Origin of the sequence: Sphingomonas sp. UYEF23 (assembly GCF_040546165.1) — a bacterium.
Classification (GTDB): domain Bacteria; phylum Pseudomonadota; class Alphaproteobacteria; order Sphingomonadales; family Sphingomonadaceae; genus Sphingomonas; species Sphingomonas glacialis.
In genome coordinates, this window is record NZ_JBEPNG010000001.1 from 1 (window position 1) to 12,853 (window position 12,853).

A 12,853-nucleotide genomic window follows, 5' to 3' on the forward strand; every position below is an offset into this window, starting at 1 on the left:
CCACCGCTTGACCCACCCCCGCGCCGCGGGACACTATATCCACCCGGGTCACTTCTCGATGAAAATCCCGGGTCAACTCTCAGCGGAAATCAACATTACGTCGTCAATCAGTTGCTCGAGCAGGGACTGATCTTCGACATTTGCTGCCAGTCTGTTGGTCGAGATACGATGCTGCGCCTCAACGAGGCGCCACACTTTTGCAGCATAGGGTCGTAAGTCGGCCGGGGTCGGGTCCATCTCAGACCTGAGCGCGGAAATCATCGACATAGTTCGCAACCGCGCCAAGCCCGCGGATCGAGCGGATCAGATCGAGTGGGCGACCATCGAGATCGAGGTTGCTGGTGCGGAGCCAGGACATAGATGCTTCGTCGTCGCTGCCCATCAGCGCATCAAGGCCACGAAACAGGCGCACCAGATGCTGCCCGAGCTCGAACGCCTTGCTCGATCGGTCGAGTTCGAATCCGCCCGTGCGCAATCGAGAGGCCGTGGCAGGGGAAAGGCCTAGCACCGCGCCAAGCTGCTCGTTTGTCAGCTTCCAACAGGTCGCGACTCTCACGACGGCGGTCGTTAGCACTCGGCTTTCATCCGCCTTCGGCCGTATCAGCGTCGTTGCCATGACCGTTCCCTAGAATGAAATCGCTATGAAGCAATTATAAGAACGAATTGCTTGAGCGGCAATAGCCTGCGATTCCTATCTGAACCAGTGTAGCTAGCGGACCCTAGCGCTTTATCACCCAACAGGACCCTTCGATTCCAAGGGCCTCTGCGCGAGTCTCCCTTAGCCGGCGCAAGCGACGCGTCCGGCGGGGAAACCGCAACATGACGCCTACCAAATTGCTGATCGGTCAGATCCTTATCGTCTTCGCGATCGTGTTCACGGGCGTGTGGGGTGGGACGCAGTGGGCGGCGGCGATGCTCGCCTATCAACCCGAACTAGGCCGCCCTTGGGCAATTGCAGGCGGCGTGCCGCTCTATCGGCCGTGGGCGCTGTTCGCATGGTGGTATCATTTCGGAGCCTATGCCGAGCCGGTCTTTGACAAAGCAGGCATGCTGGCCGGTGCCAGTGGGTTTGTCGGATGTGGTGCCGCGATCTTCGGATCGTTGTGGCGTGCGCGGCAGGCGAACAATGTAACGACTTATGGATCAGCCCGATGGGCGACGCATCGTGAAATCGACCAGGCGGGGCTTCACGGCGACGCCGGTGTCCTGCTCGGTCGCATCGGCGATCGCTATCTCCGGCATTCAGGGCCTGAACACGTCATGGCGTTCGCGCCGACCCGGTCGGGTAAAGGTGTCGGGCTCGTCGTACCGACGCTGCTATCTTGGACCGGCTCGACCGTTGTTCACGACATCAAGGGTGAGAACTGGACGCTGACAGCGGGATGGCGCGCGCGCTTCTCGCATTGCCTGCTGTTCAATCCGACCGACCCGCGCTCGGCGAAATATAATCCGCTGCTCGAAGTGCGGCGCGGTGCGAACGAAGTACGCGACGTCCAGAACATCGCCGACATTTTGGTCGACCCGGAAGGCGCGCTCGAGCGGCGCAATCATTGGGAAAAGACCAGTCATTCGTTGCTCGTCGGCGCGATCCTTCACGTTCTTTACGCGGAGGAGGAGAAGACGCTCTCACGCGTCGCCACCTTCCTGTCCGACCCGCAACGCAGCTTCGTTTCGACGCTCGGTAACATGATGTCGACCAACCATCTCGGCGACACCGAACATCCTCGTGTTCATCCCGTTGTCGCGTCCGCTGCGCGCGAGCTGCTCAACAAAAGCGAGAACGAGCGCTCCGGCGTGTTGTCGACCGCGATGTCATTCTTGGGACTATACCGCGATCCGACTGTGGCTGAGGTAACGTCGCGCTGCGACTGGCGCATCGCCGACCTGATCGAGGGCGATCGCCCGCTATCGCTCTACCTCGTCATTCCGCCATCGGACATCAGCCGTACCAAGCCGCTGATTCGCCTCGTGCTCAACCAGATTGGCCGCCGCCTGACCGAGCGTCTCGATCAGCCCAGCGATGGTCCACGTCGCCACCAACTGCTGATGATGCTCGACGAGTTCCCGGCGCTCGGACGGCTCGATTTCTTCGAGACTAGTCTCGCCTTCATGGCCGGGTACGGGATTCGCGCCTTTCTGATCGCGCAAAGCCTCAACCAGATCGAGAAGGCGTACGGCGACCACAATTCGATCCTCGACAATTGCCACGTCCGCGTCGCGTTTGCGACGAACGACGAGCGGACTGCCAAGCGCATTTCCGATGCGCTCGGCACCGCGACCGAGCAGCGTGCGATGCGCAACTATGCCGGACATCGGCTCGCACCGTGGCTCGCCCATGTCATGGTCAGCCGCCAGGAGACTGCCCGCGCGTTGCTCACGCCAGGCGAGGTGATGCAGCTGCCGGCGACCGACGAGCTGGTGTTGATCTCGGGCCTCGCACCGATCCGCGCGACCAAGCTACGCTATTTCCAGGACCGGAATTTTGCGAGCCGCGTCGCACCAGCGCCGACGCTTGGCGAGGGACGCTACGTCGATCGGCCCAAGCAACGTTCGAACGACTGGGGCTGCCTTGCCCGCCTTACAGACGAGCGCCTCCGTCGCCGTAAGGATGCGGCTGCTGCCGGCGAGGATGGCGGCATGCAGCAGGAGCGGCGTCCGGGATTGTCGGAGGAGCGGCCCACCAAGCAGGTCGAGGTGGAACACGCCCCGCTGACTACCGCCGGTGACGACGATGGCGATTTCGCCGCCGAACAGCGCGCGATGGACCAGGCGCGCGGCATCAATCCGATCACGCGCGGCTACGGCCTCAATCAAAGCAGTGGGCGCGACCTGCTGCCGGGGATTTGACGCGATGAAGGTCCGGCAGAGCCTCTATATCGATCGGGCGATCAGCGATGTGCTGGAAGCGCTCGCGTCGCGTCCCGGTGGCAATAAGAGCCACCTCGTCAACGATGCGCTGGCCGACTGGCTCGAACGGCGCGGCTCGAAGAAGCTTGACGATCTGTTCAAGGTCCGGCTCGACCGGATGTCGCGCGAGCAGGAGCGAATCCGCCGCGACATCGAGGTCGTGCTCGAAAGCCTGTCGCTATTCGTCCGCTACCAACTGACCGTCACCGCACCGCTGCCCGATGCCGACACCGCCGCGCGCGCCATCGGACGCGAACGTTTCGAAGCTTTCGTATCGCAGGTCGGGCGGCAGCTCGCCTCTGGCGATCGCACCCTCGGGCCGCCGCGCGACACCGGAGAAAAATCATGACCGCAACCGATCAGATCTCGGTCGATCGCAAGCGTGCAATGCTGCGCACCGCAATGGGGCCGACGATTGCTGCCGCGCTCGCCGATCCGCTCGTCGTCGAAGTGATGGTCAATCCTGATGGTGCGCTCCGGCTCGATCGTTTGGGTGAAGGGCGCACTGATACGCTGGTGCGGTTCGATCCGGCGCAGGTCGAACGTATCATTCGACTGGTCGCGAGCCACGCCCGCACAGAGGTCCATGCTGGCTCACCGATCGTCTCGGCCGAATTGCCGCCGCACGGCGAGGGGGCAGGGGAGCGCTTCGAAGGCGTCCTGCCACCAGTATCGCTCGCGCCCTGCTTCTCGATCCGCAAGCCCGCGACGCGGATCTACACGCTGATGGATTACGTCGGGGACGGCATCATGACCGCCGACATGGCGCGACTCCTGTCGCTCGCCGTCGTCGAACGGCGCAACATCCTCGTCGCTGGCGGGACCAGTTCGGGCAAGACGACGCTCGCCAATGCGCTGCTTGCCGAGATGGCGCATCTCGACGAGCGCGTGATCCTGATCGAGGATACGCGCGAGTTGCAATCGCCCGCTGCCGACACGGTCGCGCTGCGCACGCGCACCGACGCCGTCACCATGGCTGACCTCGTGCGCTCGACCCTGCGGCTGCGACCCGACCGGATCATCGTCGGCGAGGTTCGCGGCGGCGAAGCGCTCGATATGCTGAAAGCCTGGAACACCGGCCATCCCGGCGGGATTGCGACGGTCCATGCCAATGGCGCCGTCGCAGCGCTCCACCGCATCGAGCAGCTTGTCCAGGAGGCGGTCGTCACCGTGCCGCGTCGGCTGATCGCGGATGCGATCGACATGATCGTGTTCATCTCCGGTCGCGGCATTGCTCGCCGTGTCGACACTTTGGCGCGGGTCGCCGGTCTCGATCCGGACGGCGTTTACGCGGTCATCGACCTCACCCCCGACCAACACTTCCCCCCCCAAGGAGACTGACCCCATGCGCCTGCATCACATTTCTCGTTCCACTTCGCCCGCCTTCGTTGCGCTCGTGCTGGGACTTTCTGCAACCATCTCGGCGCAGGCTTGGGCTGCCGGGTCGGGAATGCCGTGGGAGCAGCCGCTCCAGCAAGTGCTCGAATCCGTTCAGGGCCCTGTCGCCAAGATCGTAGCGGTGATCATCATCATCACCACCGGCCTCACGCTGGCGTTCGGGGAGACCGCCGGCGGTTTTCGCAAGCTCATCCAGATCATCTTCGGCTTGTCGATCGCGTTCGCCGCTTCCTCCTTTTTCCTCTCCTTCTTCAGCTTTGGCGGCGGGGCACTGATCGCATGACGCCGGCCCATTCCGGTTCCGGCCAGCACATCGACGGATTCGAGGCGACGATCCATGGCAGCCTCGGATCCCCGATCCTGCTCGGCGGCGCTCCGCGCATCATCGCAATCGTCAACGGGACGATCGCGGCAGCGATCGGTGTCGGGCTCCAACAGTGGCTGATCGGGCTCATTGTCTGGGCCGTCGGTCACAGCATCGCGGTGTTCGCCGCGCGCTGCGATCCAGACTTCGCCAGCGTCCTCGTCCGACACCTGCGGCAAAAAGGATATCTGGCATGCTGAACCTCGCGGAATACCGACACCGCGCGGACCGCCTCGCCGATCATCTGCCGTGGGCGGCACTCGTCGCGCCCGGGGTCGTGCTCAACAAGGATGGCAGCTTCCAGCGGACGCTGCGGTTTCGCGGTCCCGATCTCGAGAGCGCGACGGAAGCCGAGCTCGTTTCCACCTGCGCGCGCGCCAATAACGTGCTGCGCCGCTTCGGTAGCGGCTGGGCTCTATTCTTCGACGCCGAGCGCCGCGAGGCGCTTGGCTATCCCGTCAGCGCGTTTCCCGACGCAGCGTCCTGGCTGGTCGACGAGGAACGTCGCGCAGGCTTCGAAGCCGAAGGCCAGCATTTCGAGAGCCGTTTCCATCTCACGCTGACATGGTTGCCGCCGGCCGACAGTAGCGATGCGGCCGGACGTTCATTGGTCGATCGGCCTGACGACGCCAAGGGGCGCGACTGGCGCACAGCGTTGGCGGGCTTCATTGCAGAAACCAACCGGGTGCTCGATCTCTTCGCCGGGTTCATGCCCGAGGTCCGTGCGCTCGACGATGCCGAGACGCTTACCTATTTGCACGGCACCGTTTCGAGCCGCCGTCATCCGGTCACCGTGCCCGAAACGCCGATGTACCTCGATGGCGTACTCGCCGACACGCCGCTGATCGGCGGGCTCGAGCCCCGGCTCGGCGAGCAGCATCTTCGGACGCTGACCGTGCTCGGCTTCCCCAACATGAGCCGCCCGGGGCTGCTCGACGCGCTCAACCATCAGGATTTCGGGTATCGCTGGGTGACGCGTTTCATCGCGCTCGACAAGACCGACGCGACCAAAGTGTTGACTAGCTTACGGCGGCAATGGTTTAACAAGCGCAAGTCGGTCGCAGCCCTTCTTCGCGAGGTGATCTACAACCAGCCCACGCAACTGCTCGATAGCGATGCTGACAATAAGGTCGTGGACGCCGATCTCGCGCTGCAAGCGCTCGGCGGCGATCATGTCGCATTCGGCTATCTGACGACGACGATCACGGTAGCGGACGCGGATCGCAACCGCGCCGAAGTAAAAGTTCGAGCCATCGAGCGGATCGTCAACGGCCTCGGGTTCACGGTGAAGCGCGAAGGCGTGAATGCGGTTGAGGCCTGGCTTTCGTCGCTGCCTGGCCAAGCCTATGCCAATGTGCGCCAGCCTCTAGTCCACACGCTGAACCTTGCACATCTGATGCCGCTGCCATCGGTGTGGGCAGGGCCGATCGCCAACCAGCATCTCGGCGGTCCGCCTTTATTCTATGCTCAGACCGCCGGATCGACGCCGTTCCGATTGTCGACCCATGTTGGCGATGTCGGCCACATGTTGGTGGTCGGCCCAACCGGCGCCGGTAAATCGGTGCTGCTCGCGCTGATCGCGTTGCAATTCCGACGCTACCCGAACTCTCAACTCTATATCTTCGACAAGGGTTTTTCCGCGCGCGCGGCAGTGCTCGCAATGGGCGGCGCACATAACGCACTGGGTATCGCCGTCGATACAGTCTCGAGCGGGAGCCAAGCGCTGGCCTTCCAGCCGCTGCGCGACATCGACATTCCCGCCGAACGCGCCTGGGCGCTCGACTGGATCGCCGCTTTGCTCGTGCATGAAAAGGTCGTCGTCACGCCGGAGATCAAGGAATCGGTGTGGTCGGCACTTGGCAGCCTCGCATCGGCGCCAACCGAAGAACGCACGCTCACCGGTTTGGCGCTGTTGCTTCAGTCAAACGCACTGCGCACTGCGCTCACCGCTTATACGCTCGAAGGCCCGTATGGCCGGCTGCTCGATGCAGCCGAACAAAGCTTCGCACTCGCCGACGTCCAATGCTTCGAAACTGAGGCGTTGATGGGGCAGGCGGGGGTGGTTGCGCCAGTGCTCACCTATCTCTTTCACCGATTGGATGATCGGTTCGACGGTCGACCGACGCTGCTCATTCTCGACGAAGCCTGGATCTTCCTCGATCATCCGCTGTTCGCGGCGCGCATCCGCGAGTGGCTCAAGACGCTCCGGAAGAAGAACGTTGCGGTGCTGTTCGCGACGCAGAGTCTGGCGGACATCGCTGATAGCAGCATTGCACCCGCCATCATCGAGAGCTGCCCGCAGCGTATTTTGTTACCCAACGATCGCGCGATCGAGCCGCAATCTCGCGCCGCCTATGAACGCTTCGGCCTCAACGACCGACAGGTCGAACTGATCAGCCGCGCCACGCCGAAACGCCATTACTACCTCCAGTCGACCCGAGGAAATCGGCTGTTCGAACTCGGGCTGGGACCGATCGCACTCGCGCTGTGCGGCACGTCCGATCCGGCGTCGCAGGCGGCGATCGACCGGTTGTTGCACGAGCACGGCGAACCCGAGTTCGCCAAGCGCTTCCTTGACTACGCCGGCCTCGACTGGGCTGCGGCGCTGCTCGCCGATTTCATACCACCCGAAACGCCATCCCCCGAACAAGGAGTACTGCCATGATTGCACCATCCCGCGCCGCCCGGTCCGCGATCGGACGCAAATTTACGTCAATGGCGCTCGCAGTTGCGGCCACCGGTGCGCTCGGATCTGTGCTGGCAACCTCACCGGCACAGGCCCAATTCACGGTCTTCGATCCGACGAATTATTCGCAGAATCTGCTGACTGCAGCGCGGTCGCTGCAGCAGATCAACAATCAGATTCAGTCGCTTCAGCACGAAGCCTCGATGCTGCTCAACCAGGCCAAGAACCTTACGACGATCAATTTTCCTGAAGTCCAGGCGATCACACAGCGCCTGCAGCAGATTGATCAATTGATGAGCCAGGCACGCGGCATTCAGTTCCACGTGACCACGACCGCCCAGCAATACAGCCAAATGTTCCCGTCAACCTTCAATCCGGCATTGACCGGGAACGCGCTGGTCGCGGCGGCGCGTGCGCGACTGGATGCGTCGCTCGCCGCATTCGGCCAGACCATGTCAGTCCAGTCGCAAATCGCCGAGAATGTCTCGACCGACGCGGCCACGCTCAACGACATCGTGTCGCGCAGTCAGAGTTCCGAGGGAGCGCTGGCGGTTGGGCAGGCGACCAACCAGCTACTCGCGCTGGCCGCAAAACAGCAATTTCAAACGCAGAGCATGATGGCGGCGCAATACCGCGCCGAAGCGATCGAGCAGGCGCGGCGGGTTCAAATGGAATCCGATGCGCGCGCCGCAACGCAAAAGTTTCTTGGTTCCGGTTCGGCTTACACGCCAGCGCCCCCTGGCAAATAGGCACGAACCGGTGCGCGGGCGGCGGTGACTTCCCCCAAGCTCACCGCTGCCGTCGCGGGGTCCGGTCCCGCTCCCCAGACCGGGCCCCGCGACATTCTCATATTTTGGACATCTGACGCATCATGAACGATCTCAATGTCATCGACCGGTTTCTTGCCGATTTCATTCGGTACATCGATAGCGGCTTTGGCTTGCTTGGCGGCGATGTCGGCTTTTTGACCGCGACGTTGATTGGCATCGACATCACGCTGGCCGGCCTGTTCTGGGCACTCGGCGGCGAACAGGATGTCATCGGTCGCTTCATCAAGAAGATCCTCTACGTCGGCGCATTCGCGTTCATCATCAATCGATTCTCGACACTCGCCGACATCGTATTCCGCTCGTTCGCCAGTGCCGGGATCACGGCGGGAGGCGGGGGGATCTCCGCCGACGATCTTCTAAAGCCCGGCCGGCTTGCCGGCACCGGCTTTACGGCCGCATGGCCGTTGCTTCAGCAGATTTCCGATCTCAGCGGCCCGGTCGGATTCTTCACCAACTTCGTGACGATTGCTGTGCTGCTGATCGCATGGGCGCTGACCATCATTACCTTCTTCATTCTCGCGGTGCAGGTGTTCGTCACCATCCTCGAATTCAAATTGACCGCGCTCGCGGGCTTCGTGCTCGTGCCGTTCGCGCTGTGGAACCGGACCAGCTTCCTCGCCGAGCGCGTGCTCGGGAACGTCGTCAGCTCCGGGATCAAGGTCATGGTGCTCGCCGTCATCATCGGCATCAGCTCCAATTTCTTCACCGAATTCGCAACCGCTGCCCAAGGTGAACCGGACATCGCGCGGGCGCTCAGTCTGGTGCTCGCGTCGCTCACCTTGTTTGGCCTCGGCATCTTCGGCCCGAGCATCGCATCGGGGCTTTTGTCCGGCGCGCCCCAACTCGGCGCAGGCGCGGCGCTGGGGACGACCGTCGGTGCCGCAGGTATTGCAGCCTTGGCTGGCGGCGGAGCGGTCGCCGGTGCGCGCGCTCTCGGCGGCGCTGCGCTCGGCGCGGTTCGTGCCGGCACTGCGATGGGATCAGCAGCGCAGGCCTCCTATCAGCTTGGCCAGGAAGCATCGGGCTCGAAGAGCGTTGGCGCAGGCCTCGGCGGTGTCGCGCAGGCAGCCGGGGGCGCGATGCGCCAAAAAGCGTCGAGTGCGCTCGGCCTATCGCAAGCGGCGCAATCCGGCCGTGATGCGGCTTGGGCTGGCATGAACGGCGGGCAGCAGGGCAGCGGCTCTGCCTCCGCCGGCGAGAATGCCGGCGCGCCGGGTTGGGCGCAGTCGCTGCAACGTCGCCAGGATTCTCGTCACCACCGCCAGGTCGCGATGCACGCCATCCGCGAAGGCGATCGCGGCGGTGCGTCCGCCACTCCCGACATCAAAGAAAAGGATGATTGAGCCATGATCTTCAAACGCGGCGTCCAGCGCTACGGACGCACTCCAGAGCCAGAAACGCCGTATCAGCGCGCTGGGCAATTGTGGGACGACCGCATCGGCTCTGCACGGGTGCAAGCCCGCAATTGGCGGATGATCGCGTTCGGCATGCTCGTCGTATCGGGCGGCATGTCCGGGGCGCTGATCTGGCAGTCACTCCAGAGCCGCGTCGTCCCGTATATCGTCGCGGTCGATCGGCTCGGTGAGGCCCGCGCGGTGAGCGAGGCGGAGGCGACCTATCGCCCAACCGATCCGCAGATCGCATGGCATCTCGCGAAGTTCGTCGAGAACGTCCGCTCGGTCTCGCTCGATCCCGTACTGATGCGCAAAGACTGGTTGTCCGCCTATAATTTCGCGACCCAGCGCGGCGCGGCGTTTCTGGGAGATTATGCCCGCAGCGCGCACCCGTTCGCCGGCATCGGCGAGCGATCGGTCGCTGTGCAGGTCACGAGTGTCGTGCGGGCGTCGGACAAGTCCTTCCAGGTCAAGTGGACCGAGACCGCGTACGAACGCGGCAACCAGGTCGGGCTGGCGCATTGGACCGGTATCCTCACGGTCGTCACGAAGTCCCCGACTTCTGCCGACACGCTGCGTAGGAACCCGCTCGGTGTGTACGTCGATGCCATCGACTGGAGCCGCGAGCTTGAGCCCGCGCTCCCGCCCGCACCGACGACCGCGATGGTCGCGGCGCCCTTAATTCCAACGAACGTGCCGGTCGGCTCGCCGCTCGATCCGTCGCTCGGCGCGCCGATCCCGGCAAAACCTCAAACGGAGATCCAGCCATGAACCACGTCGTTATTCCTCTCATTGCCGCGCTCGCGGTGATTGCAATGCCCGCCGATGCCGCCCCGCGAAAGCGAGCGGTGCCACTGACGGCGACCCGGAACGAGGCTGCGCGACAAGTTGCTGCTGCCAATTCCGGTGCGACGATCGAGCCATCAGCTGCGGCGTTCGTCAATGCTACGCAATTCTATCCGTTCAACGACGGGACGATCTACCGGGTCTATACAGCACCCGGGCGAGTGACCGACATCGCCCTCCAGCCCGGTGAGCAACTCGGTGCCGTCGCCAGCGGTGATACCGTCCGCTGGGTGATCGGCGATACGACCAGTGGCTCCGGCACGGACAAACGCACGCACGTTCTGGTGAAGCCGTTCACGGCTGGCCTCACGACCAACCTCATCATCACCACCGATCGCCGGACGTACCATTTAACACTATCGAGCGCGACCGGTCCCGCGATGTCGGCGATTTCGTGGACGTACCCGCAGGACGCGTTGATCGCGCTGCAACGACAGCAACAACAGGCTGCCGCAGCGGCACCGGTTGCCAGCGGCATCGAGGTCGACAATCTCCGCTTTGATTACGCCATCACAGGCGACCGTCCGGCGTGGCGTCCGGTGCGGGCATTCGACGATGGACGGCAGACCTTCATCGAATTCTCGGCGACTCTTGCCACCGGGGAGGCGCCGCCGCTTTTCCTCGTCGATGCAAAGCGCGAAGCGCAGTTGGTCAATTACCGCGTACGCGGCCGCTTCTACATCGTCGATCGGCTGTTCGATGCTGCCGAGTTGCGGCTCGGCACGAAACGGCAGGACATCGTTCGCATCAGCCGTGTCGTCGCCCGTGGCAACTCCAACCGCAAAGGGAGGTGAGCGCCGTGGATCTCGAAGACAATGCGCAAAATGGACCGCCAGCAGCGGCGAAGGTCGATCCCGAGACGCTGACGTTGCGAGCGCGGCCCGCAAAGGCCATTCGCTTCAAGCGCGGCGCGATCGTCGGCCTCGTGGCTACCGCGTCCGTCGCCTTGGCGGCCACAGCCTGGGTCGCTCTCAAGCCAACGACATTTCACATCGTGAGCCAAACGGACGATCAGCCGACCGCGACGAAAGTGCCGGGAGACGCATTGAGTGCGCTCCCCACGAGTTACGGTGACGCACCGAAACTCGGGGCACCGCTTCCCGGCGATCTTGGTCGACCGATCCTAGATCGCCAGCGTGTGATGGCTACCGAAGCCGGACCGCCGCGTGTCGCTCCGCAATCCACAATCAATTCCGAGCGTGAACAGGCGGCAGCGCAGGCGAAGGCCGCTCGAGAGTCGGGGCTGCTGGCCACATCCGCTGGCCGGACCACAGTGGCCGGGGAACCAGCGGGCCCGCCGGCTGCTAACCCCATTGCGACGAACGACCCAGCTCGGACCTCCCTCGATCCCGAGCGCGACCCAAACAGTCAGTTGCGCAAGACCGACTTCGCGTCGGGTGTGGACAAAAATGGACCGGTCGATTCGCACGTTCTTACGCCGTTGCGTTCGCCTTACACGCTGTCCGCCGGCAGCGTGATTTCGGCGAGCCTCATCACGGGGCTGCGCTCGGATTTGCCGGGATTGGTGACTGCACAAGTCACCGAACGAGTTTTCGACTCCGCGACCGGGCAGATTGAGCTGATTCCGCAAGGTGCGCGGCTTATCGGGACGTACGATAGTGTCGTCGCTTTCGGGCAGAGCCGCGCACTCGTCGTCTGGCAGCGGATCATCCTGCCGAACGGCAGTTCCCTGCAGATCGACAATGTCCCCGCGACCGATCCTGCCGGATATGCTGGTCTTGCCGACAAGGTCGATTTCCATACGTGGGCGCTGCTCAAGGGCGTAGCCCTATCGACGCTGCTCGGCGTTGGATCGAGCCTGACTTTCACGGGGGAGAGCGATCTCGTCCAGGCGATCAGAGAATCCACACAGCAGAACGTCTCCCGCGCTGGCGATCAGCTGACGTCGAAAAACCTCCAGGTTCAGCCGACCATTACGATCCGGCCCGGTGCATCGGTGCGGCTGGTCGTTCACCGCGATCTTATCCTCGCACCCTGGCACTCGTAGGAAATCTTTATGCCCGACCTCAAACTAGCAAAACTTCTCGACCGGACTCCCGTCAAGCTGACAATCGCGGTCTTTCCCGACCTGTATGCCCGCCTCGATGCCTATAGTCGGGCCTATGCCACTGCCTATGGCAGCGCCGAACCGATCGCGGAACTGATTCCCGCGATGCTCGGCGCATTCCTAGACAGCGACCGTGGGTTTGCAAAATCGCTTCGATCGCCTTCAACCGACCGAAGTTGACCAAGCTGTGGCACTGCTCACGCTCGCCGAAGCCGCCGCAGTTCTGAAAGTGCATCCCAACACATTGCGCAAGCTGGTGAAAGAAGGCCGAATCCCCGGAGCACGAATCGGACGCGGTTGGCGTTTTATCGAGACCGATCTTGTCGCCGCGACCCGCGATGGCTATGCTGCGGCCGCACG

At 63.4% G+C, this 12,853-nt stretch carries 13 protein-coding genes and 1 pseudogene; 13 read left to right on the forward strand and 1 reads right to left on the reverse strand.

Going from position 1 to position 12,853, the window contains the following annotated elements; genetic code table 11:
• Positions 1-238 precede the first annotated feature (238 nt).
• Positions 239-616: an antitoxin Xre-like helix-turn-helix domain-containing protein gene (locus ABIB28_RS00005; protein WP_354285422.1), complete on the reverse strand. Its 378-nt coding sequence runs from the start codon at positions 614-616 to the stop codon at positions 239-241.
• Positions 617-819: 203 nt separating this feature from the next.
• Here ABIB28_RS00005 and ABIB28_RS00010 point away from each other — a divergent pair, with 203 nt between their 5' ends.
• From ABIB28_RS00010 to ABIB28_RS00070, 13 genes and pseudogenes are all read left to right on the forward strand, one after another.
• Positions 820-2,847 (forward strand): conjugal transfer protein TraG, encoded by a 2,028-nt coding sequence (locus ABIB28_RS00010; protein ID WP_354285424.1) that lies wholly within the window; start codon positions 820-822, stop codon positions 2,845-2,847.
• The gene (locus ABIB28_RS00015; RefSeq protein ID WP_354285426.1) at positions 2,819-3,256 is read left to right on the forward strand and encodes a CopG family transcriptional regulator; all 438 of its coding nucleotides are present in this window, start codon (positions 2,819-2,821) and stop codon (positions 3,254-3,256) included. The genes ABIB28_RS00010 and ABIB28_RS00015 overlap by 29 nt, the downstream gene beginning before the upstream one ends.
• Positions 3,253-4,248: a P-type conjugative transfer ATPase TrbB gene (gene trbB, locus ABIB28_RS00020; protein WP_354285428.1), complete on the forward strand. Its 996-nt coding sequence runs from the start codon at positions 3,253-3,255 to the stop codon at positions 4,246-4,248. The genes ABIB28_RS00015 and trbB overlap by 4 nt, the downstream gene beginning before the upstream one ends.
• A gap of 4 nt (positions 4,249-4,252) precedes the next feature.
• Entirely contained in the window at positions 4,253-4,588 is a 336-nt protein-coding gene (locus ABIB28_RS00025) for a TrbC/VirB2 family type IV secretion system protein (RefSeq protein WP_354285429.1), read from the forward strand.
• On the forward strand, positions 4,585-4,869 hold the full coding sequence (locus tag ABIB28_RS00030; protein WP_354285431.1) for a VirB3 family type IV secretion system protein: 285 nt from the start codon (positions 4,585-4,587) through the stop codon (positions 4,867-4,869). The genes ABIB28_RS00025 and ABIB28_RS00030 overlap by 4 nt, the downstream gene beginning before the upstream one ends.
• The gene (trbE, locus tag ABIB28_RS00035) at positions 4,863-7,334 is read left to right on the forward strand and encodes a conjugal transfer protein TrbE (RefSeq protein ID WP_354285433.1); all 2,472 of its coding nucleotides are present in this window, start codon (positions 4,863-4,865) and stop codon (positions 7,332-7,334) included. The genes ABIB28_RS00030 and trbE overlap by 7 nt, the downstream gene beginning before the upstream one ends.
• A complete protein-coding gene (gene trbJ / locus ABIB28_RS00040) occupies positions 7,331-8,104 on the forward strand; it encodes a P-type conjugative transfer protein TrbJ (RefSeq protein ID WP_354285435.1) in 774 nt (257 codons plus the stop codon). The genes trbE and trbJ overlap by 4 nt, the downstream gene beginning before the upstream one ends.
• 122 nt (positions 8,105-8,226) lie before the next feature.
• On the forward strand, positions 8,227-9,528 hold the full coding sequence (gene trbL / locus ABIB28_RS00045; protein WP_354285437.1) for a P-type conjugative transfer protein TrbL: 1,302 nt from the start codon (positions 8,227-8,229) through the stop codon (positions 9,526-9,528).
• A gap of 3 nt (positions 9,529-9,531) precedes the next feature.
• Positions 9,532-10,350, forward strand: coding sequence for a conjugal transfer protein TrbF (gene trbF, locus ABIB28_RS00050; protein WP_354285439.1), 819 nt, complete (start codon positions 9,532-9,534; stop codon positions 10,348-10,350).
• Positions 10,347-11,219: a P-type conjugative transfer protein TrbG gene (trbG, locus tag ABIB28_RS00055; protein ID WP_354285441.1), complete on the forward strand. Its 873-nt coding sequence runs from the start codon at positions 10,347-10,349 to the stop codon at positions 11,217-11,219. Before trbF ends, trbG begins: the two co-directional genes overlap by 4 nt.
• Before the next feature lie 5 nt (positions 11,220-11,224).
• A complete protein-coding gene (locus tag ABIB28_RS00060) occupies positions 11,225-12,433 on the forward strand; it encodes a TraB/TrbI/VirB10 family type IV secretion system protein (RefSeq protein ID WP_354285443.1) in 1,209 nt (402 codons plus the stop codon).
• Positions 12,434-12,442: 9 nt separating this feature from the next.
• Entirely contained in the window at positions 12,443-12,673 is a 231-nt protein-coding gene (locus ABIB28_RS00065; protein WP_354285445.1) for a DUF2274 domain-containing protein, read from the forward strand.
• Positions 12,674-12,680: 7 nt separating this feature from the next.
• Positions 12,681-12,809 (forward strand): annotated as a pseudogene (locus ABIB28_RS00070) (helix-turn-helix domain-containing protein); the annotation flags it as partial.
• Between the last annotated feature and the right edge of the window lie 44 nt (positions 12,810-12,853).